This window comes from Paenibacillus sp. J31R98 (genome assembly GCF_056269245.1).
In genome coordinates this window covers 1-22,738 of record NZ_JBWDNO010000014.1, presented here as the reverse complement: position 1 = coordinate 22,738, position 22,738 = coordinate 1, and the positions used below count along the sequence as shown (strand labels likewise).

The 22,738-nt window shown below is 50.3% G+C and carries 27 protein-coding genes, 1 rRNA gene, 1 pseudogene and 1 riboswitch; of the genes and pseudogenes, 2 read left to right on the top strand and 27 right to left on the bottom strand.

Annotation, left to right across the window (positions count from 1 at the left end; all coding sequences use genetic code 11):
* Nucleotides 1-89: 89 nt before the first annotated feature.
* From AC0YNX_RS30095 to AC0YNX_RS30020, 16 genes and pseudogenes are all read right to left on the bottom strand, one after another.
* Nucleotides 90-320: an anti-sigma-F factor Fin gene (locus tag AC0YNX_RS30095; protein WP_475819363.1), complete on the bottom strand. Its 231-nt coding sequence runs from the start codon at nucleotides 318-320 to the stop codon at nucleotides 90-92.
* Between the two features lie 143 nt (nucleotides 321-463).
* Nucleotides 464-1,024 carry an aminoacyl-tRNA hydrolase gene (pth, locus tag AC0YNX_RS30090; RefSeq protein ID WP_475819362.1) on the bottom strand — a complete coding sequence of 187 codons (561 nt, stop codon included), beginning with the start codon at nucleotides 1,022-1,024 and terminating at the stop codon, nucleotides 464-466.
* A gap of 154 nt (nucleotides 1,025-1,178) precedes the next feature.
* Nucleotides 1,179-1,832: a 50S ribosomal protein L25 gene (locus AC0YNX_RS30085; protein WP_475819361.1), complete on the bottom strand. Its 654-nt coding sequence runs from the start codon at nucleotides 1,830-1,832 to the stop codon at nucleotides 1,179-1,181.
* 90 nt (nucleotides 1,833-1,922) lie between these two features.
* The gene (gene glmU / locus AC0YNX_RS30080; RefSeq protein ID WP_475819360.1) at nucleotides 1,923-3,323 is read right to left on the bottom strand and encodes a bifunctional UDP-N-acetylglucosamine diphosphorylase/glucosamine-1-phosphate N-acetyltransferase GlmU; all 1,401 of its coding nucleotides are present in this window, start codon (nucleotides 3,321-3,323) and stop codon (nucleotides 1,923-1,925) included.
* Between the two features lie 173 nt (nucleotides 3,324-3,496).
* A complete protein-coding gene (gene spoVG / locus AC0YNX_RS30075; protein ID WP_018759486.1) occupies nucleotides 3,497-3,781 on the bottom strand; it encodes a septation regulator SpoVG in 285 nt (94 codons plus the stop codon).
* 140 nt (nucleotides 3,782-3,921) lie between these two features.
* The gene (locus AC0YNX_RS30070; RefSeq protein ID WP_475819359.1) at nucleotides 3,922-4,305 is read right to left on the bottom strand and encodes a RidA family protein; all 384 of its coding nucleotides are present in this window, start codon (nucleotides 4,303-4,305) and stop codon (nucleotides 3,922-3,924) included.
* Nucleotides 4,306-4,322: 17 nt separating this feature from the next.
* Entirely contained in the window at nucleotides 4,323-5,159 is an 837-nt protein-coding gene (purR, locus tag AC0YNX_RS30065; RefSeq protein WP_475819358.1) for a pur operon repressor, read from the bottom strand.
* An 84-nt stretch (nucleotides 5,160-5,243) separates the two neighbouring features.
* Nucleotides 5,244-6,098 carry a 4-(cytidine 5'-diphospho)-2-C-methyl-D-erythritol kinase gene (ispE, locus tag AC0YNX_RS30060; RefSeq protein WP_475819357.1) on the bottom strand — a complete coding sequence of 285 codons (855 nt, stop codon included), beginning with the start codon at nucleotides 6,096-6,098 and terminating at the stop codon, nucleotides 5,244-5,246.
* A gap of 328 nt (nucleotides 6,099-6,426) precedes the next feature.
* Nucleotides 6,427-6,600 (bottom strand): annotated as a pseudogene (locus AC0YNX_RS30055) (small, acid-soluble spore protein, alpha/beta type); the annotation flags it as partial.
* Between the two features lie 171 nt (nucleotides 6,601-6,771).
* The gene (veg, locus tag AC0YNX_RS30050) at nucleotides 6,772-7,044 is read right to left on the bottom strand and encodes a biofilm formation stimulator Veg (protein WP_090583107.1); all 273 of its coding nucleotides are present in this window, start codon (nucleotides 7,042-7,044) and stop codon (nucleotides 6,772-6,774) included.
* A gap of 150 nt (nucleotides 7,045-7,194) precedes the next feature.
* Nucleotides 7,195-8,070: a sporulation peptidase YabG gene (gene yabG, locus AC0YNX_RS30045; RefSeq protein ID WP_475819356.1), complete on the bottom strand. Its 876-nt coding sequence runs from the start codon at nucleotides 8,068-8,070 to the stop codon at nucleotides 7,195-7,197.
* Between the two features lie 74 nt (nucleotides 8,071-8,144).
* Nucleotides 8,145-9,035 (bottom strand): 16S rRNA (adenine(1518)-N(6)/adenine(1519)-N(6))-dimethyltransferase RsmA, encoded by an 891-nt coding sequence (rsmA, locus tag AC0YNX_RS30040; RefSeq protein WP_475819355.1) that lies wholly within the window; start codon nucleotides 9,033-9,035, stop codon nucleotides 8,145-8,147.
* Nucleotides 9,032-9,598 carry a ribonuclease M5 gene (gene rnmV, locus AC0YNX_RS30035; RefSeq protein WP_475819354.1) on the bottom strand — a complete coding sequence of 189 codons (567 nt, stop codon included), beginning with the start codon at nucleotides 9,596-9,598 and terminating at the stop codon, nucleotides 9,032-9,034. The genes rsmA and rnmV overlap by 4 nt, the downstream gene beginning before the upstream one ends.
* Before the next feature lie 137 nt (nucleotides 9,599-9,735).
* Complete coding sequence (locus AC0YNX_RS30030) at nucleotides 9,736-10,887, bottom strand: ubiquitin-like domain-containing protein (RefSeq protein WP_475819353.1); 1,152 nt, start codon at nucleotides 10,885-10,887, stop codon at nucleotides 9,736-9,738.
* A gap of 244 nt (nucleotides 10,888-11,131) precedes the next feature.
* Nucleotides 11,132-11,452, bottom strand: a riboswitch (cyclic di-AMP (ydaO/yuaA leader).
* A gap of 186 nt (nucleotides 11,453-11,638) precedes the next feature.
* Entirely contained in the window at nucleotides 11,639-12,403 is a 765-nt protein-coding gene (locus AC0YNX_RS30025) for a TatD family hydrolase (protein ID WP_475819352.1), read from the bottom strand.
* Between the two features lie 21 nt (nucleotides 12,404-12,424).
* Nucleotides 12,425-13,741 carry an HD domain-containing protein gene (locus tag AC0YNX_RS30020; RefSeq protein WP_475819351.1) on the bottom strand — a complete coding sequence of 439 codons (1,317 nt, stop codon included), beginning with the start codon at nucleotides 13,739-13,741 and terminating at the stop codon, nucleotides 12,425-12,427.
* 273 nt (nucleotides 13,742-14,014) lie between these two features.
* Between AC0YNX_RS30020 and AC0YNX_RS30015 the strand changes: the two genes are divergently transcribed.
* Nucleotides 14,015-14,269 carry an AbrB/MazE/SpoVT family DNA-binding domain-containing protein gene (locus tag AC0YNX_RS30015; RefSeq protein ID WP_090583121.1) on the top strand — a complete coding sequence of 85 codons (255 nt, stop codon included), beginning with the start codon at nucleotides 14,015-14,017 and terminating at the stop codon, nucleotides 14,267-14,269.
* Nucleotides 14,270-14,394: 125 nt separating this feature from the next.
* On the opposite strand, the gene rsmI is transcribed toward AC0YNX_RS30015, so the two are convergent.
* The 10 genes from rsmI to AC0YNX_RS29965 form a co-directional block, all read right to left on the bottom strand.
* Nucleotides 14,395-15,291 (bottom strand): 16S rRNA (cytidine(1402)-2'-O)-methyltransferase, encoded by an 897-nt coding sequence (gene rsmI / locus AC0YNX_RS30010; protein ID WP_475819350.1) that lies wholly within the window; start codon nucleotides 15,289-15,291, stop codon nucleotides 14,395-14,397.
* Complete coding sequence (locus AC0YNX_RS30005; RefSeq protein WP_475819349.1) at nucleotides 15,288-16,073, bottom strand: tRNA1(Val) (adenine(37)-N6)-methyltransferase; 786 nt, start codon at nucleotides 16,071-16,073, stop codon at nucleotides 15,288-15,290. Before AC0YNX_RS30005 ends, rsmI begins: the two co-directional genes overlap by 4 nt.
* A gap of 78 nt (nucleotides 16,074-16,151) precedes the next feature.
* A complete protein-coding gene (locus AC0YNX_RS30000; RefSeq protein WP_475819348.1) occupies nucleotides 16,152-16,496 on the bottom strand; it encodes an initiation-control protein YabA in 345 nt (114 codons plus the stop codon).
* A gap of 105 nt (nucleotides 16,497-16,601) precedes the next feature.
* On the bottom strand, nucleotides 16,602-17,402 hold the full coding sequence (locus AC0YNX_RS29995) for a PSP1 domain-containing protein (protein WP_475819347.1): 801 nt from the start codon (nucleotides 17,400-17,402) through the stop codon (nucleotides 16,602-16,604).
* 3 nt (nucleotides 17,403-17,405) lie between these two features.
* Nucleotides 17,406-18,383, bottom strand: a complete 978-nt coding sequence (gene holB, locus AC0YNX_RS29990; protein WP_475819346.1) for a DNA polymerase III subunit delta' — start codon at nucleotides 18,381-18,383, stop codon at nucleotides 17,406-17,408.
* 15 nt (nucleotides 18,384-18,398) lie between these two features.
* Nucleotides 18,399-18,842 carry a YaaR family protein gene (locus AC0YNX_RS29985; RefSeq protein ID WP_475819345.1) on the bottom strand — a complete coding sequence of 148 codons (444 nt, stop codon included), beginning with the start codon at nucleotides 18,840-18,842 and terminating at the stop codon, nucleotides 18,399-18,401.
* 16 nt (nucleotides 18,843-18,858) lie between these two features.
* On the bottom strand, nucleotides 18,859-19,188 hold the full coding sequence (locus AC0YNX_RS29980) for a cyclic-di-AMP receptor (protein WP_090583132.1): 330 nt from the start codon (nucleotides 19,186-19,188) through the stop codon (nucleotides 18,859-18,861).
* A gap of 84 nt (nucleotides 19,189-19,272) precedes the next feature.
* A complete protein-coding gene (gene tmk, locus AC0YNX_RS29975; protein WP_475819344.1) occupies nucleotides 19,273-19,899 on the bottom strand; it encodes a dTMP kinase in 627 nt (208 codons plus the stop codon).
* A gap of 65 nt (nucleotides 19,900-19,964) precedes the next feature.
* Complete coding sequence (locus tag AC0YNX_RS29970; RefSeq protein ID WP_475819343.1) at nucleotides 19,965-21,461, bottom strand: aminotransferase class I/II-fold pyridoxal phosphate-dependent enzyme; 1,497 nt, start codon at nucleotides 21,459-21,461, stop codon at nucleotides 19,965-19,967.
* Between the two features lie 166 nt (nucleotides 21,462-21,627).
* Entirely contained in the window at nucleotides 21,628-21,813 is a 186-nt protein-coding gene (locus AC0YNX_RS29965) for a sigma factor G inhibitor Gin (protein ID WP_475819342.1), read from the bottom strand.
* Nucleotides 21,814-22,034: 221 nt separating this feature from the next.
* Between AC0YNX_RS29965 and AC0YNX_RS29960 the strand changes: the two genes are divergently transcribed.
* Nucleotides 22,035-22,565 (top strand): transposase, encoded by a 531-nt coding sequence (locus AC0YNX_RS29960; protein WP_475819341.1) that lies wholly within the window; start codon nucleotides 22,035-22,037, stop codon nucleotides 22,563-22,565.
* Between the two features lie 80 nt (nucleotides 22,566-22,645).
* Here AC0YNX_RS29960 and rrf read toward each other — a convergent pair.
* A 5S ribosomal RNA gene (rrf, locus tag AC0YNX_RS29955) occupies nucleotides 22,646-22,738 on the bottom strand; the annotation flags it as partial.

Here is a 22,738-nt window from a genome sequence, read left to right as displayed (position 1 = left end):
TATTCATTCCTACTGAATGGTTAAAAAAAGAAGCCCCAGCCATGCGCCAAGGCTCTCTTGTCCATACAATTTCATCCCATGCCAACCCGCTATTGCAATGGATTGGATACAAGCAGCAGCTCGGGATTGCTATCAATCGCCTCGCGACAATAATCGCAAACGACATTGACCGTAACGTCGCCATTTGGATTATAGGCTATTATATCGCTGCGCTCTTCGGGGGTCAAGAAATGGAAACCGAGCTGGATTTCCGATACATGCTCACTGTTGATCGACCCCATGGCAGATTTACAGTGCCGGCAAACATAATTTACAGCCATATTTATGCCTCCTGAGTAGTTGTTATACCCTGGCCTTCGAACTTTCTCTGATATCCGTGAGCCTCTCTCACGGTTCAGTTATACTTCCAAGTTCGCTGCTCGGGTCTGCATCCTACCCTCAGTATGCCCTCATACGGTGAAATTTAACGGTTATATTTGGCCATCGTCCGCTCGAACGAATTCGTTAATCCGAACTCAATTGCATCGCAAGACTCTTCCACCATGCTTTTCAGCAGGTCGCCCTCGCTCTTCGGGAAGTTCGAGAGGACGTAGTCCGATATGCTCATCCCCGGCTGCGGGCGCGAGATACCAAGGCGAATCCGGTTGAAGTTCTGCGTGCCGGTATGCTGAATGATAGATTTGATGCCGTTGTGGCCGCCTGCGCTGCCCTGGTAACGAAGACGGATCTTGCCCGTTGCTGTATCCAAGTCATCATAAACAATAATCGCATCCTCGAGATCGGCTTTATAATAATCCATGAAGCCCCTTACTGTCTCTCCGGATAGATTCATATACGTCATCGGTTTAATAAGCGCGACTTTCGTCCCGCCCACATTGCCTTCGCCGATTAAGCCTTTGCATTTGCTCTGTGTAACATTGATGCCCCAGCGCTTCGCGAGCATATCCACGACCATAAACCCAACGTTATGCCGTGTGCCTTGATAGGCGGTGCCGGGGTTGCCGAGTCCGACAATCCATTTCATGCTGAACCTTCACTCCTGCTCTACTACTCATATTCATGCTGCCTGCGCAGCGAAACCCGTTGTCCCATTATTTTCTACAGCGCTAGTCCAATTACCTGCGAGCGTTTAAGAAAATAAAACAAAAGGGCTGCTTCTTGCCCGCAGCCCTTGATTATTATTTTTCGAATCTGACTGCGTGCATCTCTGCTTCATGCGCACGCTGCTCGGCTTCGTGTGCTTCCACGGCTGCATCTTGCGCTTCCTCGGCCGACAGCTCAAGCTGTGGCGCCAGAATCGTCACGATCACCTGATCGCCATCCAGCTTCGTCGTCACACCCGCTGGCAGCTGAAGGTCTGATATCAGCAAATTCTCGCCAATGCCGAGGCTTGCCACATTCACTTCAATCAGCTCCGGTATGCGATCTGGCAAGCATTGAATCTCCAGCTCATGCAGCATCGGTTGCAGAATGCCGCCTTCGCGAACACCGACAGAATCGCCGATAATTTCAAGCCGTACCGGCGTCTTGATCGTCTCGTTCATATTCACTTGATGGAAGTCGACGTGAATGACTTGACGCGACAGCGGTTCCCGCTGCACTTCATTCAGCATCACAGGTTGCTTGCCTGCGCCTGGAATGTCCAGCTCCAGCAAGGAATGCGGATGTGAGCGCAGCAGCGCTGCCAGATCCTTCTCATTCACCGATACATTAATCGGTTTGCTTAGCTTTGTTCCATATACGACGCCTGGCACGCTGCCCTGCTGTCTCATCGTTCTCAATTGGCCGCTGGTCGATAACGTCCGTTCTTCTGCACGAAATGGTATAGCCATGTGGAACCCTCCTCGCGAAATAGATTCCATATATTCATACCCATTCCTGTGCTGAAATAAACGAACAATTCCTCTCCGCGATCCTTTACCTTATCCTTTGGACTTGCTGTCCTTCCGTGCCTTCGCCCGTCCGCGCAGCTTCTCTGCATAGCCTGGCTTATTCACTTGACGCTCGCGCGCAATCGCCACGTCATTCTCCGGTACGTCCTGCGTAATCGTCGAACCTGCCACCACATAAGCACCGTCGCCGATCTTCACAGGTGCGATTAGGTTCACGTTGCTGCCGACGAACGCACGGTCGCCGATCTCGGTCAGCGACTTGTTATAGCCGTCATAATTGACGGTGATCGCGCCGCAGCCGATGTTAACGTCCTTGCCGACCTTCGCATCGCCTACATAGCTCAGATGGGACACCTTCGTGCCTTCGCCAAGCTCAGCATTTTTGATCTCTACGAAATCACCAATCTTCACGCCTGTGCCGAGCTTCGCGCCCGGACGCAAATAAGCGAACGGTCCTACCGCGCACTCGTCGCCGATAACCGCTTCAGTCGTTACCGACTGCTTAATAGTCACTCCGTTACCAACCTTCGTATCCGTCAAATCCGCATTCGGTCCGATGACGCAATCTTCCCCGATCACTGTGCTGCCGCGCAGGATGGAGCCTGGGTAGATAACCGTATCCGCGCCGATCACAACGTCTGCTTCAATATAAGTCGCCGCTGAATCTACAACGGTTACCCCGTTGATTTGATGCTTCCGAACGATACGCGCGCGCATGAGCGCTTCCGCTTCGCCAAGGCCCACGCGGTCATTAACGCCGATACCTTCTGCGAAATCCGGTGTGCAGTACGCTCCGACAATCTCGCCTGCTTCACGCAGAATCTCCATGACATCTGTCAGGTAGTACTCGCCTTGTGCGTTCTGATTCGTTACCTTCGCGAGCGCCTGGAAGAGCTTCTTATTATCAAAGCAGTACATGCCCGTGTTGATCTCCGTAATTGCCGCCTGCTCCGGCGAGCAATCCTTCTGCTCCACGATGCGCAGCACATTGCCCGCTTCATCGCGGATAATGCGACCAAGGCCCTGCGGATTCGGCACAACCGCCGTCAGCACTGTAGCTGCCGCTTCATTCTTCGTATGGATATCGAGCAGTGACTTGATCGTCTCTGATGTAACAAGTGGCGTATCGCCATATAGAATAACCGTCGTGCCGGACTCTTCGCCAATCAGCGGCTCTGCCATCTGCACCGCATGTCCTGTACCTAGCTGCTGCGCTTGAAGAACAAACTCCGCGCCTTCGCCCAAGTACGATTGCACGGCTTCCGCACCGTGGCCGACCACAACAACCGTCCGCTCGCAGTTTGCGTCTCTCACTGTCTGCAGCACGTGACCGACCATCGGTTTGCCGCATACGGGATGAAGTACTTTATATAGTTTCGATTTCATTCGTTTTCCTTGACCTGCTGCTAGAACAACCGCCATAACTTTCAAAGAGAATCCCTCACTCTCACCTTATACAATCACGTATCGTTAGTTAAAGCCTCACCTTAATTGGCTATTATATGCTCATTCAATAAATGCTCTACTGAATATAGCGTATTACAAGACAAAAGAAAAGAGAGCCCCAAAGGGCTCTCTTCGCTTTATTCTAAGTACTCTGTTGCTTACGCGCCTTCTTCAATTACTTCCTCTTCCGTTGCAGCACGCTCGTATTCAGCGAGTACGGCAGCTTGAATCTTCTCCCGCGTCGTCGAAGAAATTGGGTGTGCGATATCGCGGAATTCCCCATCAGGAGTACGCTTGCTTGGCATTGCCACAAACATTCCATTGTTCCCGTCTATCACGCGAATATCGTGAACGACAAATTCATTGTCAATGGTAATCGAGGCGATTGCCTTCATCCGGCCTTCGGAATTTACTCGGCGGAGTCTAACATCGGTTATTTGCATCTGTGTTCACCACCTTTATCCATCTAAGACTTGGTGTAGTACATTCCACATTTCAATGCAAAATCCTTCACAAGTTTGGAAAATAAATGATAAGTTTTAAATTTTTTTTAAAGTCTGAATATTATCTCCGAAGATTCGACTTATATCGATACGATAAGCTCGATTTCGACAAGTACGTCCTTGGGAAGCCGCGCCACTTCTACAGTTGAACGAGCTGGCTTATGATCGCCAAAGTACGAAGCATAGATGCTGTTCAGCGCAGCGAACTGATTCATATCTTTAATGAACACGGTTGCCTTCACAACATCTGCGAATGCAGCGCCCGCTTCCGCGAGAACAGCTTCCAGGTTGCGAAACACTTGATGCGTCTGTTCTTCGATACCGCCCTCAACGAGCACGCCTTCCGCCGTCAGCGGAATTTGACCGGATGTGAACAACAAATTTCCAAGCTTCATCGCTTGGGAGTAAGGACCGATCGCGGCTGGCGCTTTATCGGTTGCAATCATTTGCGGCTGTGCTTTCATGTGCAAGAAATCCTCCTCTAGTTTGCGTTACCTGTAAAATAGTTCCCCGGTACAACCGTCGTCTGCTTCGACTTCATATCAACGGCAGTCAGCTTCGCCAGCGACACGTAGTCTTCCAGCAGCCTCTCTTCGCTCTCAAGCTCACCGGTCTCGACGAAGACGCCGACTCCCGCTACCTTCGCGTTAAATTCATAGAGCAGATCCATCATGCCTTGAATCGTGCCGCCTGCTTTCATGAAATCATCAATTATAAGCACGCGAGCATGCTCCTTCAGCGCGCGCCTTGTAAGCGACATCGTCTGAATCCGTTTATTTGATCCGGAGACGTAGTTAATGCTCACTGCGGAGCCTTCTGTTACCTTGTTATCCCGGCGCACGATGACGACCGGCAAGTTCATGCAAGCCGCCGTAGCATGTGCAAGCGGAATACCCTTCGTCTCAACGGTCATAATAACATCAATATCGAGATGGGCAAAAGCAGTTGCAAACATCCGTCCGACATCCGATAGCAAGCCCGGCTGTCCGAGCATATCAGTCATGTACAAATATCCGCCTGCGAGCACCCGTTCCGGCTGCTCCAGCTGCCTGCAGATGCCATTCATGATCGTGAGCGCCTCAGCGCTGCTCATCTTCGGAATATACTTTACGCCGCCTGCGGCGCCTGCCAGCGTATGAAGCTCACCCAGTCCCTCTTCCTCAAACACTTCTTTAATAATCGCCAAATCTTCACTAATCGACGACTTGGCGGACTGATAGCGATCAGCAAATGCTGTTAGAGAAATTAACGTATGGGGGCGAGTAAGAAGGTATTGCGTCATTTCTACTAACCTTGCACTTCGTTTCAGTTTCTTCAAAACGTACTCCCCCCTTGCTAAACCCGAATATTATAATGATAATATACCATTTTCATACGGATTTAATCAAGACACACGTAGGCTTCATGTCAGCATTCTTACCACGTATACTTCTTTGCAGAAACCTCGGAGCCCATTATAGATCCTTGAGACCTTCGCTTCCTTGCTCACAAGGCCGAATACAGTCGGTCCGCTTCCTGACATAAGAACGCCATCAGCACCAAGACGGTGCATGATTTCCTTCATCTGAAGGACCTCCGGATGAAGCTGTAGCGTTACCGTCTCAAGCACATTGCCGAGATAGGTGCAGACGCCTGCGAACGAGCCGCTCGATATCGCCGAGAGCATGTCCGAAGTCGAAGGATGCTGCTTCAGTTCATTCGCGCGCAGCTTCCCATACACGTCCGCCGTCGATACGTTAATCGGCGGCTTCGCAAGAATGACCCAGCATTGCGGCGGGTTGCTGATCCGCTCGAGCTTCTCGCCCCGTCCGCGGGCAATCGCCGTGCCCCCCGTCACGCAGAACGGCACATCCGAGCCTAGCTCCGCGCCAAGGACACACAGCTCCTCTTCCGAAATGCCGAGCTCCCACAATCGGTTCAGCCCGCGCAGCGTCGCTGCCGCATCACTGCTTCCTCCAGCGAGACCTGCTGCTACGGGTATCTTCTTGTCCAAATGAATGTAGACGCCTTTACGGACGTTATAGCGGTCCTTAATGAGTCTTGCAGCTTGGAACGCCAAGTTCTTCTCGTCCAGCGGTATGTACCCTGCCTGGCTCGATATGATGATCGTATCCCGCGGCAGCTCCTCCATCTCGAGCCGATCCGCCAAGTCGACCATCGTCATAATCATCTCCACCTCGTGAAAGCCATCCTCGCGCTTGCGCTTCACGTCCAGCAGGAGGTTGATCTTCGCCGGCGCTTTCTCATAAATCTTCATATATGATCACCCGTTCATTATCGTTAGAAAACTTATACATCTTTATATTTTATCAAAAGGTCATAAGAAAAGCTAAGATGCGTTTTTGCGCTCATCTTAGCTTCTGTGGAATAGCCTATTAATGCGGGTACTGTCCCGTTTGCTGCTGTGCCGCTTGCACCGCTTGATGCATATAAGCCGGAACGGTTACCCGGCTAGCGGTTGATTGTGTGCGGGAAGATGCGGCATACGATTGCTGCTGCTGTGGTATATACGTGGTCCTGCCAGCCGTCTGCTGAGGCTGATAGGCGTTCGTGTACGCTGCAGGCTGCTGCTGCTGTGCCTGGTATTGCTTCGCCACGGCCTGCTCGGCGAGCTGAATAGCGCGCTTCACCATATTGCCGGCATCCTTCGATTTAATGGCTCCCCAGCCTTCCTTCTGGACGGTATCATAGAAGCCCAGCTCCTTAGCCAGCTGATTCTTCATTTCCTCACTCATCATACTGCGGTTTCTGCGGGACACTGCTCGTCGCCTCCTAATTCTCGGATCGTACGGTTAGTATGTGTTCCCGCAAGACGTTCTCATACAGTAATGGAAGCATAAAAAAAAGTGCAGATGCTGCCAATTAGAGCAAGTTCGCTCCACTAGCATCATCTGCACATGTACTGCAATTGCATTTCTCTTTCCTGCAACTCATTGTATATACGTAATGCGAACTTGACCGTCATCGCTATCAACCGTCACTTCAACGGATTCCGTCAAAATATCAGCGTAGCTGTAGGAAACACGCTTGAACGCATGCTGATCCTGATCAAGCCTGACAATAAATACAGAAGGGTAGATTTCTTCTAACACACCGGTCCGTTCAATAGTCTTTCGACGACCACCGTTTGCACGAAGACGTATTTTGGATCCGACATGGGTTTCCAAACTGCGTTTGATCTCCAATAGCGCATTTTTTGCCATTGTGCACTACCACCTCTTTCCTTGTCCATTATAACCAAAAGGAGGTGGTTTGTCAAAAAATAATAATTATAACAGCGGTCTTCATTCCGTGTCAACAATTATTAAGATTGTTTTAGGAACTCATGTATATTTTATCCGAGCCTTGCCATATTATACGGTTGGCTTCACGCCGACAAGCGCTTTCGGCTTCGGCATGCCCACTCGGAATTTGCCAAGCGTCTCAATGCCGCCAACGCCGTCAATGCCGCTAATCGTGCCATGAATGACATCCGACAGGTTAATGGTCTCCTTGATGGACGTGTAGCTTGCTTTTATCGCGACATAGACCGGATCGAGCGCATGAATGAGCACGCGGCCAGGGGAGCTTGCAAAGTTCGAGCCCGACTGCAGCAGCGCCTCATAGTGGGACTGGCAAGCGCCTGCAATAACGATGAGATTGTCTCTGCTCTTCTCATACTGGCGCGCAATGCGCACGGAGTCGACAAAGTTCTGCGAGTTCTTATAGCTGGCGAGATTGTGCAGCTCATCGCGATTGCTTGTTTTGAGCACGCCGTCATGGCCTGTAATTACGATGATGTCCGGCTTGATTTGCGGAAGCAGGCGATATACGACATCAGCCATCTGCGACTCATGCACATAAACACCGTAAGCAGGCACGCGCATCTGCGTATACAGCTGCATGCTCTTCTTCATATAATTGCTGTCCCCATCCAGATGAAGGACTTTTCCTGGCACCTCAAAATAAGGCTGGTTATCGCTCTGCGCTCGCGCAAGCTCACGCTCCAGCGCCTGCTGCTCACGCTGCTCCTGCATCCGCATGGTAGACTCGCTTGCTTTAATGCGGGCCTGCCTGGCGGCACCTGTCGATTCCGGATCGTTCACTACCGATAAATCGACGATAGGCGCGTCTGCAAGCAGCCGATAGTCGGTTCCCTTTAAGATGACCGTTTCTTCTAACATCGTCGCAACACGAAAAAGGACGTCCCCGCCATAGGATTTGCGGACGACCAGGTCCCCTTGCTTCATGGGCAAATCACCTCTTCGTCTATCCTATGGGGAGACGCCCCGGATGGTGCGCTTCCGATTTATGATTTTTAGGCTTAGAATCCAGCCGCCAACAGCGCTTTGCTGAGCGCCGCAAACTCCGCAAGCGACAGTGTCTCGCCACGGCGCGTAGGGTCAATATTGCAGCTTTCCAGCAGCGGTCCCAGCTGCTCGCGGTTTGCCTTGCCGACGAAAGCGGTCAGGTTGTTCGTCAGTGTCTTGCGGCGCTGTGCGAAGCTTGCCTGCACCGTGCGGAAGAAATGATCCTCATCCTCCACATCGACAGCCGGCTCCTTGCGAAGGGACAGCTTAATAACAGCCGAATCGACGTTCGGCTGCGGAATAAACACCGTATGCGGCACGATGCAGACGAGCTCAGGCACGCAGTAGTATTGAACCGCAACGCTGAGACTGCCGTACTCCTTGCCCCCTGGCTTCGCCGCCATCCGCTGAGCCACTTCCTTCTGAATCATAACGACGATATTCTCAAGAGGCAGCTTCTCTTCCAGCAGCTTCATTAGAATCGGAGTCGTAACATAGTATGGCAAATTCGCCACTACGCTGACACCGGACAACCCTGCGAATTGCTTCTCCATCAGCTCGGGCAGGTTCATCTTCAGTACATCGCCATGCTCGACTTGCACGTTAGGCGTGTCCGCGAAGACATCCTGCAGGATCGGGATCAGCCGATTATCGATCTCGATTGCCGTCACGCGTCCCGCTTCCTGGGCAAGCTGCTGCGTGAGCGCACCAATGCCTGGGCCGATCTCAAGTGCGCCTTTCGTCTCATCCAGCTCAGCTGCACCGACAATTTTGCGCAAAATATTTTGATCGATCAGGAAGTTCTGACCGAGGCTCTTCTTAAATGTAAACCCGTACTTATTAATGATGTCTTTCGTCCGCTTCGGCGATCCGACATCAACGTTCGTTCTTGTTCCTTCTGTCATGGCTGGTCTCCTTCATTAGACTGCTCCATTGCTGCAAGTGCTTGGTCGAACTCCTGGCGCGTAATTCGGAACGTCTGGCAGCGTTTGAAGAACTGCTTCCCGTTCGCATATCCGATGCCTAGCGAGTTGCCCATCGCAAGTCGCCGTTCCGCCGCCTGCGGATGTACAAGCAGCCCTGCACGCATCAGATCGTCCATCGTTACTTCAGCGAGCGTGCCGCTTCCTTCCGCCGCTTCCGTGCGCAGATTCGCCAGAGCGCGGCGAATCGCTTCAGGCGAAGCATTCTCAACGCCGATATCGCCCTTGTAAAGCGCCTCCTCCTGCGGGAGGAACGCGTGCTTGCAGCCTGGCACTTGCTGCGCAACGATCTTGCGGATCCGCTCGCCTGCATGGTCGGGATCCGTAAAGATAATGACGCCGCGACGCTCCATCGCGAGCTTCACGCGCTTCAACACCGCTTCGCCAATCGCGGAGCCGCCCGTCTCTATCGTCTCTGCCTCAACGGCACGTTTAATCGCGACCGTATCGTCTTTTCCCTCTACGACAATGATTTCTTTAATCATGGGACGTTCATTCCTTCCCTTCAGACGAACATACAAAAAGAAGAGGCAATCGCCTCTTCTTATGATGGCATATTTACGTGCAAAATACGATATGAATGAAGAAGAAATACCCATGCATGTGCAAGCTTTATCTCTTCCTACAGCGATTCTGGCTTCTTAGGTCCTAGTATGTAGACCGTAAACCCACGCTTCAAACCGAATTTATCGGCATACGATTCGCTATCAAAGTAAACATCGATCTTGTTTCCTTTAACCGCGCTGCCCGTATCTTCCGCACGACGGAAGCCAATGCCCTCGATATAGACCCACCAGCCGATCGGAATAACCTTCGGATCAACGGCAATTGTCCGGCCTTCCTGCACACGTGCTCCTGATGCGGTAATACCGTATTGCGGGTGATTCTTGCCTTTGCCTGTCGATTCAACGCCGGCTGAATACGCCGTCAGCGTGACATTGCGCAGCACTTTCTTCGAGCTGAACGTTACGCCCCGCTTCGTAAGTGTCGTTACCGCTGGCGATTTGGCAGACAGCACCATCACCTTCGGCTCAGGCTTCTTCGTACCTACTGCAACGACTTGGTCAACAGCAGAGGCCTTCGTCATTTTTTCCACGAGCGTTTGCGATACGAGGATACCGTTCTGGAATACCTTCTCGAACCTCTTCACAATCGTGCCTTTTTTGCCCGTCTGGACAAGTTTTTCTTTCCCCAATGCGAGCTTCGGATCTTCCTTCTTCACGATCGTGAACGGAACCGGATACGCACTCTCAGAGTACTTCTTATCGATCCGAGTAACCGTAATAATCATGTTAGGCTCAAGCGAAGACGTTAAAGGGGGTACGACTTTATCTTGACCACGTACCGATATGTCAGCCTGATTAATCGCTGCCGCTACCGTTTTTTCTGTCGTATACATCGTCTTTGCTTTGCCGTCTGCCTTTACAACTAAAGACACCGCTTGATCGATTACAATGCGGTCGCCATCTTTAATTCCGCCATCTAGCGGCATCGACACTTTGTCAAAAGCGCCGACAGTAATGGCTTGTTCATCCAGTAGGCGTTGAAGGGACCATTGTTTTGTTGAAACAATCGTTTCTCGTCCATTCACTACTACGGACACGTGCTTGTCAGCCGTTCCGTGCAACAACACCAAAAACATGAAAGTCATAGCGATTGAGATCAGAGCGCTTAGAATAATTAAACGCACGTTCTCATGCTTCCATCGCAATGCGAAAGACATGCTGGATGATCGTTTACCATGGGTGGTGTCCTTCATCTGGAGTGCTCCCATTTCTTCGGTCCTCCTTACATAGCCCCGCCGCCTTGTTACGCATGATACTTAGACGCGACTATTGAGATTTAGCGTGCGATATCGCACGCATTTCCAATCTATCTTCACCTCCGTGCCCGTTCCATGATACGCCCTGTGTCGTCACATTATGCTTCATTCAAACAAAAAAGAAGCCCGACGACAGAGGATCTGTTTCGTGGCTTCCCAATTCGACAAAGGGTAAGCATGGATTGCATGCACGAGGTTGATCTCTCTTATTACGCTGGCGAGGTTAGCTGTCGGATTCGGGCGTGAGAGTCGCCCTATTCGCTCGTGACGTTGAGTAGCGTTCAATGGTACTCATAATGCACGTCAGTCGCAAAATTCACCCCAAGAAGAATCTCCATGTTTACTTCTGTTTGTCACGTCACGCAAATCAATTCGATGAACCATCGAAAATTGATTTCGTGTGAACGCAAACCAATTTCGTCGATTGCCAATCGAAATTGATTTCGTTTGATACAAACAGTTTCAACAATTGGTTCCCCCGCTCTCCAAAACTTCGGAGATTAAGCGTTTATTGGAAAAGGAATACAAGTTTTGTTGCTCTGAAATGAATCATACAGTCTAGCGCTGCACATTGTAAAGAACTGATTAATGACGATTTTAACGAATTTTAAGGATAATCCAGTGAATTTAACTTGATTTCAGGGGATAAAGTTAGTTTTTTCAAAGGAATGGTCCCAAATACTTGCTTTCACTTCCATTTTCACTACATTCCAAAACATTTCAGTGCATTTTCGGTCGTGATTTTTGATATTTCTTCCACGGACTTGCCCGTTAACTCCGCCATCGTATTTGCTACAAGACGGACGAAGGCCGACTCATTTCGTTTGCCTCTATGGGGGTGAGGAGTCAAATATGGGGCGTCTGTTTCAATCAAAAGCCGGTCGAGCGGGACATGCGCAAGCACCTCTTTGGGCACACGAGCATTTTGGAATGTAAGCGGTCCCCCGAACGAGATATAGAAGTTCATATCAAGGCACTGTTTCGCCGTTTCCCAGCTTCCGGAGAAGCAGTGCATAACGCCGCCAACTTCCTTCGCTCCCTCTTCACGAAGCAGCCTGACGACATCCTCATGTGCGTCCCGGTTATGGATTACAATCGGCTTCCTCTTCTGTTTCGCAAGCTGTATTTGCTCTCTGAATACGCGCTGCTGCACATCTTTAGGTGAAGTGTCCCAGTGGTAATCGAGCCCGATCTCCCCGATCGCAACAACCTTTGGATGATCGCATAAGGATGCAATCCATTCCAGATCTCCTGGCCGCATATCAATGCTGTCTACGGGATGCCAGCCCACAGCCGCATAGATGAACGAATATTGCTCCGCGAGCGCCATTGTGGTCGGTATCGTTTCCCGGTTAAAGCCGATATTGATAAGCTTATGTACGCCTGCTTCCTGCGCTCTTTCGATAACTTCTGCACGGTCCTCGTCGAATTTCGGCGAGTCCAAATGGGTATGCGTGTCGATTAACATAGGTGCGAAAGTAACTCCTTTCTACATTAAAGCGAATAATTCGCGCAAATTTGCCGGGAGCTTCGACACTGATTCGCGAAGCGGTTCTTCCGGGTAATATAGATGGTACTTGCCTTGGCGAATACCTGTGATGGATCTGATGATATCGGATCGCTCCGAAATCTCCGACAGCTGTTCGTCACGACCCAGCAGCAGAATAGGCGGTTTTTCTTCCTTGCCTGCAGAAGCCGGTGCATCAGGTCGATAAACATCGTAGGGCATGTCATACGGAAAGTCAATTTCCAGATGGTAGTCGGGGTGGAGCCCAATTGCCTTGAAGTGCTCGCGTATCTCTTGCCAAAGCATCTCATCTGCATGGTCCATCGTTACGTATTTATACAGCTTCCGGTTTAAGAATCGGCGGCATAGGTCAGCAAGCACCTCATCCTGCTCATTCACCCATAGGCTGAACGCGGTCTGAACGAGCGCCTCATCAAGTGCCAGATAACCTTCAATATCAATCGTTCCCGCTAATAGCTGTTCCAACGGGCCAACCATCCAATTGAATATGTACCCGGATGCATACAGTTCCTTCGCCCTGCGGAAGATTTGCCGGAGAATAATCTCCGAGCTTCGTGTCACGGGATGAAAATATACCTGCCAGTACATTTGGTAACGCGACATGAGGTAGTCCTCTACCGCGTGCATGCCGCTCTCTTTCACTACAATTCTTCCCTGGTAAGGCCGAAGTACTCGCAGTATTCGCTCCAGGTCGAAAGTGCCGTAGTTTACACCTGTAAAATACGCATCCCGCAGCAGATAATCCATCCGGTCTGCATCCATTTGACTGGAGACCAGACTAACGACAATCGGCTCATAATAAGTCTTGCAGATGACAGCTGCAATCCGCTCTGGATAGGATGAATCATAGGCTTTCAGCACAGCGTTAATTTCTGTTTCTTCTAATAATAGGCTGCATGTCCACTCTTCATGATGCGTGTCAAAAACATCTTCAATGGAATGGGAGAAAGGGCCGTGTCCGATGTCATGAAGCAGCGCCGCGCACAGCGCAATCAGCTTCTCCCCGGCAGGCCAATCCGTGTATCCGCCTCGCTCGAACTGGGAAATGATTTTGCGGGTAATCTCATAGACGCCGAGTGAGTGGGAGAATCGGCTGTGCTCTGCACCATGGAAGGTCAAATAGGAGGTGCCAAGCTGGCGAATACGCCGAAGCCGCTGAAATTCCCTCGTATTAATCAAGTCCCAGATCAAGTGATCCTGTACGTAAATGTACTTATGAACCGGATCCTTAAACACTTTCTCCTCCGCCAATCGTTCCTTGCGCTTACGAGCTGCCATTTCCATCTCACTCCTTCTATCGTTCATCGTTTCGACACAAAAGTCGATCGATTGTCGAATGTTGTCGCAATTTCATTTCCAATCTGATTACAAATATTGTACGATACTAGTAGATGATTTGCTGTTTAATAAAGCAAACCTGACGTCACTGGTCATAATTACCGTCAAATCGTCGTTGACTATTATGGGAAACGTTGGTATTATTAAAGCATAAATTGATGGATTTTGTCGAATCGTGACGATGTAATCTAGTACGAGAGGAAATGATAGATCATGATGAAATCGACAGGCATTGTACGTAAAGTAGATGAGCTCGGACGTGTTGTTATTCCTATCGAGCTGCGCCGTACGCTTGGAATTGGCGAGAAGGACGCACTCGAAATTTATGTAGATGGCGAACGCATTATGTTGAAGAAATATGAGCCTGCTTGCATCTTCTGTGGCAATGCAGAGAACGTAGCTTACTTCAAAGGTAAAATCGTTTGCAACGCTTGTTTGACCGAAATGCCAACTCCTGTTACAAAATAAGAGACAAACTGAGAATTATAGGTTATAATATGTTTATCCATTATGTTAATTCTAACCTTTTTATACTCCTTGATGCCCCCCACGGCCTATATGGCTAGGGGGGTCTTTTTTTTGTCTCCACTTCTTTACTTCTTCATAACTTCATTATATACGTCCCGCTTCTGCATCCCGCGATCTTGCGCCGTTCGCTTGATGGCTTCCTTGCGATCTTCGCCTTGCTCCTCATAGCGGCTCACATGCTCCTCCAGGCTTAGCGCTTCCCACCAGTTCTGCTCGCTTTGTCTCAGCTCTGCCGCTTCTTCCTTGCTTACGCCCGCAATAACGAGACAATACTCGCCGAGCGGTGGATGCTCCTCCAGCCAGCTGATGCATTCCGAGATCGTTCCGCGGGCGACTTCTTCATGACGCTTCGTCAGCTCGCGCACCATCGCTATTCGGCGATCGCCCCACTGCTCGAGCATCACCGGAAGCGTCTTCGTAATCCGATGAGGCGATTCATAGCATAGAATCGTCCCTTCCTGCTTCTGCAGCTGCTTCAGCCAGTTCGTCAGCGGCTTGCGGTCGCGCGGAGGGAAACCGGCGAAGAAGAAGTTATCCGTCGACAGCCCGGATACGATAAGCGCCGATAGCGCCGCGTTGGCGCCGGGAATCGGCACGACCGCTATTCCCCGCTCCGCAGCCGCGGCAGCGAGGTCGGCTCCAGGGTCAGAGATTGCAGGCAGTCCGGCATCACTGACCAGCGCAATTGACTGACCAGTTTCCAGCAACCGGATCAGCTCCGGGCCGCTGGCATCCTTGTTATGCTCGTGATAGCTGACCAGGCGCGTTGAAATTTCAAAATGCGCGAGCAGCTTACGCGTCTGCCGCGTATCCTCTGCTGCAATTAGATCGACTTCCTTCAGCGTCCGAATCGCCCGGAACGTCATATCCTCCAAGTTCCCAATCGGCGTACCGACCAAGTATAAGCTGCCGCTCTCGCCGCGCTCTCCCTCTTTGCTGCTAAAACTCCGTTGTACAATCATTTCCCTGTATTCCTCGCTTCCGCCATAGCAGCCTCTGCAGCTTTATCACCATAATAGATCCGCATCAATTCTTCATTATATTGCCGCTGTTCATTGTATACGATAAGCGGCGGCAGCAGCTTAATGTCTGGCTTCCCGTCACGCAATGCTTCTATAAGCACCATATTCGCTTCCGCATCCTTATGCGGATGAACGAAACGGATGCGCTTCGGCTCCAGCTTCCATTTTCGCATCGTCTCCATAATTTCAACGAGACGGGACGGACGATGGACCATGGCGACACGACCGCCTGTACGAACGAGCCTTGCGCAAGCAGCCACGATATCATCAAGCGTCCCATTACGCTCATGTCTCGCCATTGCGAAATGCTCATTCTCGTTCTGGTCGCCGGACCCTGCCGGCATATAAGGAGGGTTCACGGTCACGACATCATACATGCCTTGGCGCTGTTTGTAAAACTCCCGCAAATCACCTTCATAAATCTTAATTTGCTCAGTCAGTCCGTTAGCCTCTACACTCCGCCTTGCCATATCTGCCAATCGGGGCTGAATTTCCACGGCGTCAATCGATGCTTTAGTCCGTGTGGTTAAGAGCAGCGGTATAACGCCATTGCCCGTGCATAGATCAATAATCTTCCCGCGGGGCGGAACCGCGGCGAAACGCGCAAGCAGCACCGCATCCATCGAGAAGCTGAATACCTCGCGGCTTTGTATAATATATAATTCATGCGTTAATAGATCATCCAGCCGCTCATTCGGCTCTAATTTCACTTCATTGACCACTACTTCTGCTCCTTCACCAGTTGTATCTGCATCGCCTTCTATATGCAAACAAGACCCTAGCAATAAGGGTCTTGTTGTTCAATCTTTATTGAGAAAGGAAAGGCAGAACAAGCAGTCGCCTTCCGTACGCAAATGGCCGTAATACAGATTGCATATATGAAATCCTTCATGATACAGTCTTGCCAAATTGTCATAGCCTTGTCCAACACCAGCTGTATCAGCAGTACCGCTCGGCTCTTCAACTGGCAACGTAATGATCTCCTCATCGACGACAACCGGTGCCGTCACAGCTTTCTTCGGCGTATGGACCGCTGTCTCGCGCTTTAATACTTTGCGCAGCTGCCCATTTTCTATACTGAGCCGGTTGTTGTCTTCGAGGAGCGATTTGATTTTCTCTTTCATTGCACCGATTTCTTGATGCAAGCTTCCCAAGTGGGATTCAAATTCGCTTATTTGACTAAAGATATCTCTTTTCAAGTCTTCACCCCAAGGCTGTGCAGCTTCGGATTTAAGTTAGGCGCGCTTTTCTTACTTTATGACGACATCATCTAGCGGTAGCTCCTTCGGCTTGCCGCCATCGAAGAGCTGTACATACACTGTTTTGGAACCCGCATTGATGCCGGTTACTTTACCTTCTCCATACGATGTGACGACATGTTTGCCAACTGCCGGCAATTCTTCGCGAACACTCTCATAGTTGTCGTGCTCATACTTAAGGCAGCACATGAGGCGTCCGCATAGTCCGGAGATCTTCGTCGGATTAAGCGATAAGTTCTGATCCTTCGCCATCTTGATGGACACGGGCTCGAAATCGCCAAGCCATGTGGAGCAGCACAAGATGCGTCCGCAAGGTCCGATGCCGCCAAGCATCTTCGCTTCGTCGCGCACACCGATTTGTCTTAGCTCGATCCGCGTGCGGAACACGCTGGCCAGATCCTTAACGAGTTCACGGAAGTCAACCCGTCCCTCAGCTGTGAAATAAAAAATGATTTTGTTGCGATCGAACGTAAACTCTACGTCGACCAGCTTCATTTTCAGCTGATGGTCTCTTATTTTATCAAGACAAGTGGTAAAAGCGTTACGCGCCGCCGTCTTGTTCTCTTCGACTATTCTCGCGTCGTTGTCACCGGCTATCCGTATGACTTTTTTCAGCGGTAGGACAACATCCGATTCACCGACTTGCTTCTGTCCAACCACTACTTTTCCGTACTCGATCCCTCTTGCCGTCTCTACGATAACATGCTGCTCTTTATCGATGGAGAACTCGACTGGATCAAAGTAATAGATTTTGCCCGCCTTCTTGAAGCGGACACCAACGACGTTATACAATTCTCACCCCTCCTGTACACGGATTAGGAGCTGCTCAAGCGCAAGCTGCGGCGATACGTTCGCACGCATCCGTTTACCGGCCTCAAGCGTATACTCCATGCAGCTCACCCAGCCTTCTGCCGAGCGCGCGTATGCATGTTTGCCAATCCAATCAAGCTGATCTATAAAAACAATTGCTTCATGTCTTCCTGCCTGAAAATGAATCATATCTTTATACCATAGCACTAATAAAGATAATAGAAGCTGCGGCTGCTCACCGAGCTCTGTCTTAAAAATATGCTGCTGTGCAGACATCATCGCCGCGGTGAACCGGGTCAGACTGTCCTTTCCTAATTGTATCACTACGTTTCTCATTTCTGCAAACCCATTCTGCTGGATAAGCGCCCGGCATGCATCGACGCCAGAGGCAAGTTGAACGGCAGCACGGGCAGACAGCTGAGGAACGCCTTCGTCTGATAGCGTCTGCAGCATCTCCTGCGGTGCGAGCGGAATGAATGGCACGAGCTGTGTGCGTGAACGAATCGTTGGCAGTACAGCTTGTCCATTCTCCGTTAACAGGATTGCAACGACCGGAGATTGCGGTTCCTCCAGAAACTTCAGCAGGCTGTTTGCCGCTTGAAGCGTCATCGTCTCGGCACGCTGCACGATATAAACTTTACGGTCTACATTTATATTTCGATAAGCAAGCTCCCGCCTAAGCTCGCGAATTTGGTCGATTTTGATGGAATTGCCGTCAGGCTCAACCAGATGGAGATCCGGTTGATTGCCATGCTCGAATTTGCGGCATTCCAGGCAGTGACCACAAGCGTCGTCTCCTCCGCTTTGGCAGAATAGCGCCTTGGCAAAAGCCATCGCCATTTGCATTCGCCCACTACCTGAAGGACCGCTGAATAGATAGGCATGCGACACTTTGCCGCTAGCCAGCGCATATTGCAAAATGCGTTTCGCTTTCGGTTGCCCCGCAAGCTCAGCAATGCTCATACTCGTTAATCCTCTCTAGAAAAACAGGTTAATCAATATTCCGCGGATATCTCCGATCTTCTGAAGCAGCTCAAGTCTGCCTTCCTCCGATTCCAGCAGCTCTTCGCCCATCTGAATCAGATTCGTATCCAGCTCCTCAAGCAGCTTATACCGCTTCGTACGTCCGCGACGATCGAATCCACGCGTTTCTTTCATCCCAACGCCGCGACGAACCGTATCTTCAAGAAACTGCTTTATCATCTGACGGTATAAGCGCAACTCCCTCACCGTCATTGAACGAGTCAAACGCTCGCCTTGATTATGAATATCTTGCAGCTTCATTTGAAGCTCTTCAATCGTTCTTTGCTCATCCTGAAAATTCATCACATCAGCAAAGTTCTTAGGCACAATCGGCTTTGCACCTAGATCCGGCCGCGTACGATCCTGACCTAGTGGCCGCCAGCCCGGATTAATCTTCATTATGCTTCACGCCCAATCAGAAATGTTCGAAACGTTCTACTGGTACGACGAATACGGCTGCGCCGCCCACTTGTACCTCGACCGGGAAAGGAATATATGCATCAGTCGTGCTGCCCATCGGGGATACTGGAGAAACCAGCTGATCGCGGACTTTACAATTGGATCGAATGACCGTGAGCACCTCATGTACTCGTTCATCTTCGATACCGATCATGAATGTTGTATTTCCTGCTCGCAGGAAACCGCCTGTACTGGCCAGCTTAGTGGCACGGAAGCCCTCTCTTACTAGTGCATTCGATAACCGGTTGCTATCCTTATCTTGTACAATCGCAATAACTAATTTCATTCGAATCCCTCCCAATTATAGTTCCTTTCTGCGGAAGACATTTCTTGCACTTTAATTATTTTGACATCGAGTGCAATTAATCCTTTAAATTCGTGTATTTATTATCTCAATCACGTCACGAAGCACGTTTTCCACCGTTTGTTCGGCATTTACGCGTATAATGCGATTCGGCTCATTCGCCATCAGCAGCTGATAGCCTTCGCGCACCCGTTCGTGAAATGCGAGTTCCTCCAGATCAAGCCGATTTACTTCACGACCCTTTGTACTATTAATTCGAGCAAGGCCGGCTTCCGGCGATATATCCATCCATATTGTCAAATCCGGCATCACACCATCGATGGCAAAATCATTAATAGAACGTACCTCTGCAATGCCAAGCCCGCGCGAGTGCCCCTGATATGCAAGGCTGCTGTCGACAAAACGGTCACAGATGACGATGTCACCTCTATTCAGTGCCGGTATGACGATCTCGACAAGATGCTGCCGTCTTGCTGCCGCATATAACAGCGCTTCTGTTCGCGCATCCATCGCTGTATTGTTCTTATCGAGAATGACGCTGCGGATCTGCTCCGCAATTGGACTGCCGCCTGGCTCTCTCGTAGAGAGCACGTTTCTTCCCCGGTGCTGAAGCGCTTCAACAACCCCGTTGATCAGTGTCGTTTTTCCTGCTCCTTCTCCGCCTTCAAACGTCAAAAACATTCCTTTTTCCACCAAAAGTAACTCCTCTTATCCGTTAATACCCTTATCATATCAAAGCCAATCAGGTGCGTAAACGATTAGCCCGTCCGCAGCACCGTGATCGTCTGCATCGTCGGATCAGTAGCCCCTTGGCATCTGGCTCCATGCTGGACAAGCCGCTTGATCATAGCAATGGCGTCAGCCGTAATACGCTCACCCTCATAGAGAAGCGGTATGCCTGGCGGGTAGGGTATGACGGCTTCTGCTGCGAGCATGCCCTCAGCACTTGATAGCTCCACGACTTCTACTGCACTCGATTGCGCTCCAGCCCCTCTTCGCGAGAATAGCACAGGCTCCGACACCGAATGACTGAAAGCAATGGTTTCGTCAGTCTGCCATGGTAGATCAGCTGGAAGTCCCTCTCCCTCTGCAGCGGCAATCGCCACAAACGCTTGCTTCAACCGCTCCACATCGGATATTTCCGCTCCCATACCGAATAACAAGACCACATATTGAATGTCAGCCATCTCCGCATAGCAACCGTAGCTCTCTAATTGTCGCAACAGCTCGAAACCAGAGTGCTTCCCTGTCTTGCTTCGCAGTACAATACGCAGGGGATCGACGTGCACATGAAGACCGTTGCCTTTACTCACTAAGGATGAAGCAAGCTCATAATGAGCCGATTCCTCCATAACCCATTGTCGAAAAGCATCCGCTGCCGCAATTCCTCGCTCGAATAACCGCTCGCCAGCACTATCGATTACTGCTCTCGCAATATCAAGAGATGCCATGATTGGATAGGATGGGCTCGAGCTTTGCACCATTCTCAGAGCTTCCGCTAGTGCTCTACGGTCGATCTGAGGCCCTTGCACATGCAGCATGGCTCCCATTGTGAGAGCAGTTAACGTCTTATGCGTAGACTGTACAACCGCATCAGCCCCTGCCTGAATCGCCGAACGAGGAAACCTCTCATGCAAGCCGTAATGCGCCCCGTGGGCCTCATCAACAAGAAGCATTTTGCCATAACGATGAACGAGCTGGGCATACGGCTCTAGATCCACGCTTAGCCCATAATAACTTGGATTGGTCAGGAACACAGCCTTTGCTTCCGGATAGCGCACAAGCGCCTCCTCAACTTGTTCCAGGCTCGGCACGACATCTAGTCCGCTGCCAAGCTCCTTATGCGGCATGATGAATACCGCTCTAGCTTCAGCTAGCTTTAGTCCATTTAGAACCGACTTATGGGCATTGCGTTGTACAATAATGAGGTCTCCCACATCACATACCGCAAGCACCATTGCCAGATTGCCTGCTGTGCTGCCCCCAACTAAGAAAAAGGTTTGTTCTGCTCCAAACGTTGCAGCAGCTAATTGCTGAGCCTCTTCTATAACGCCGGACGGCCCATGCAGATCGTCCGTCATCGACAATTCCGTTACATCCAGCTGCATAATCGCTTGATAGACTTGCAGCGCTTGCTCATCACTCGTGCCTTCCAGTAAGGACAACGATGTGCCATATTTATGTCCAGGTACATGATAACTGCTCGGATTAGTCGTATATAAAGAAACTAGCTGTTCGAATAATGGCGCTCGCAAAAAGTAATCCTCCCTAACTGCTCATTCCTTCCATCATAATCGATCTTGAAGGAGACTTGGAGAAAATGTTACACGTGAAACAAAATAACCCCTAACCTTCTCGGTTATTAATCTTGGTCCGAGACGATATAGGGATTAATTCGGCTGCGTGTTCTGAGGCATGGTTCTATGCATTATTTTGCATCCATATCCGCTTCAGTTGATGAATAAAGAAAGGATACTTCGCATCCTGCACTTCGGTTCCCACCATCTCAATCTCGCAGCTTTCGCAAATGAACCCGTCGATGATGCGAATGCCCTCCTGCTTCTCATGCCCGCAAATAATACATGCCTTTCCTGCATGTTCTTCCATACGTTTCACCTCATCCAAGTGAGCTACTGCATCTTACTAGTATGCCACAAACTCTAGCAACTTATACGACTTTCATAGCCCATTTCAAATAGTAATACAGTTTATGTCGAAGCGCCCAGATTGGTGACGAACAGCTTGCACTTCTTTGGAAGGGAAGTCTACACAATAGATGGAAAATAACCGATACAATGAGGGAGAAGAACGAAAGGCGTGGAGCACCTATGAGGGGAAAGCTCTCCGAACAGGAGAAAGCAACAATCTATCAGTACCAGCTTATTCAAAAAATAACCGTGCGCGAAGAGCTGCTTCGCAGCCATCTCTGCGTATTTGCCATTCTAGCCATCTTCCTGCTGCTTATGTACCGAATAGATGGCGCCAAAGCGTTAGGCGTCGGACTACTCGGCACGCAGATCATTCATTTCATTATTACTCGACTCACCCTTATTCGTGTCGATGAACCGGATTACAGGCGCTGGGGATGGCGCGTAATGACACCATGGATTGGCTACATACCGACCGCCAATATACAGCTCGGATTGTTCCGTAAGCTTCATCGCCATTTATTCTGGCTCGGCTTATGCGCAATCGGTGTCTTCTATCCGTGGGCGAACGAAGGCACGATGATCAGTCTTATTATGTGTCATCTCTGGTTCCTCGTTCCGCGAATGCTCCTGATCCGTCGGCTGCGTAAAGCCAAACGTGACGGTGTCATTCGCATCACTGCAGCAGATGTCAGCTTCTATCATCGGTAACCTGCTTCCTCGTGAGGCAGGTCTTTTTAATTCTAAAACCAACAAAAAACCGACCATATCGGATATGGTCGGTTATCTGTGCTTGGCGACGTCCTACTCTTCCAGGACCCTGCGGTCCAAGTACCATCGGCGCTGGAGGGCTTAACGGTCGTGTTCGGGATGGGTACGCGTGG

What these genes read in the sequence shown, in the direction of transcription:
- AC0YNX_RS30095 (WP_475819363.1), bottom strand. Translation starts at nt 320, where the DNA reads ATGGCTGTAAATTATGTTTGCCGGCACTGTAAATCTGCCATGGGGTCG.
- pth (WP_475819362.1), bottom strand. Translation starts at nt 1,024, where the DNA reads ATGAAATGGATTGTCGGACTCGGCAACCCCGGCACCGCCTATCAAGGC.
- AC0YNX_RS30085 (WP_475819361.1), bottom strand. Translation starts at nt 1,832, where the DNA reads ATGGCTATACCATTTCGTGCAGAAGAACGGACGTTATCGACCAGCGGC.
- spoVG (WP_018759486.1), bottom strand. Translation starts at nt 3,781, where the DNA reads ATGCAAATAACCGATGTTAGACTCCGCCGAGTAAATTCCGAAGGCCGG.
- AC0YNX_RS30070 (WP_475819359.1), bottom strand. Translation starts at nt 4,305, where the DNA reads ATGAAAGCACAGCCGCAAATGATTGCAACCGATAAAGCGCCAGCCGCG.
- ispE (WP_475819357.1), bottom strand. Translation starts at nt 6,098, where the DNA reads ATGAAGATTTATGAGAAAGCGCCGGCGAAGATCAACCTCCTGCTGGAC.
- veg (WP_090583107.1), bottom strand. Translation starts at nt 7,044, where the DNA reads ATGGCAAAAAATGCGCTATTGGAGATCAAACGCAGTTTGGAAACCCAT.
- yabG (WP_475819356.1), bottom strand. Translation starts at nt 8,070, where the DNA reads ATGAAGCAAGGGGACCTGGTCGTCCGCAAATCCTATGGCGGGGACGTC.
- rsmA (WP_475819355.1), bottom strand. Translation starts at nt 9,035, where the DNA reads ATGACAGAAGGAACAAGAACGAACGTTGATGTCGGATCGCCGAAGCGG.
- rnmV (WP_475819354.1), bottom strand. Translation starts at nt 9,598, where the DNA reads ATGATTAAAGAAATCATTGTCGTAGAGGGAAAAGACGATACGGTCGCG.
- AC0YNX_RS30030 (WP_475819353.1), bottom strand. Translation starts at nt 10,887, where the DNA reads ATGGGAGCACTCCAGATGAAGGACACCACCCATGGTAAACGATCATCC.
- AC0YNX_RS30025 (WP_475819352.1), bottom strand. Translation starts at nt 12,403, where the DNA reads ATGTTAATCGACACGCATACCCATTTGGACTCGCCGAAATTCGACGAG.
- AC0YNX_RS30020 (WP_475819351.1), bottom strand. Translation starts at nt 13,741, where the DNA reads ATGGCAGCTCGTAAGCGCAAGGAACGATTGGCGGAGGAGAAAGTGTTT.
- AC0YNX_RS30015 (WP_090583121.1), top strand. Translation starts at nt 14,015, where the DNA reads ATGATGAAATCGACAGGCATTGTACGTAAAGTAGATGAGCTCGGACGT.
- rsmI (WP_475819350.1), bottom strand. Translation starts at nt 15,291, where the DNA reads ATGATTGTACAACGGAGTTTTAGCAGCAAAGAGGGAGAGCGCGGCGAG.
- holB (WP_475819346.1), bottom strand. Translation starts at nt 18,383, where the DNA reads ATGAGCATTGCTGAGCTTGCGGGGCAACCGAAAGCGAAACGCATTTTG.
- AC0YNX_RS29985 (WP_475819345.1), bottom strand. Translation starts at nt 18,842, where the DNA reads ATGAAGATTAATCCGGGCTGGCGGCCACTAGGTCAGGATCGTACGCGG.
- AC0YNX_RS29980 (WP_090583132.1), bottom strand. Translation starts at nt 19,188, where the DNA reads ATGAAATTAGTTATTGCGATTGTACAAGATAAGGATAGCAACCGGTTA.
- AC0YNX_RS29965 (WP_475819342.1), bottom strand. Translation starts at nt 21,813, where the DNA reads ATGGAAGAACATGCAGGAAAGGCATGTATTATTTGCGGGCATGAGAAG.
- AC0YNX_RS29960 (WP_475819341.1), top strand. Translation starts at nt 22,035, where the DNA reads ATGAGGGGAAAGCTCTCCGAACAGGAGAAAGCAACAATCTATCAGTAC.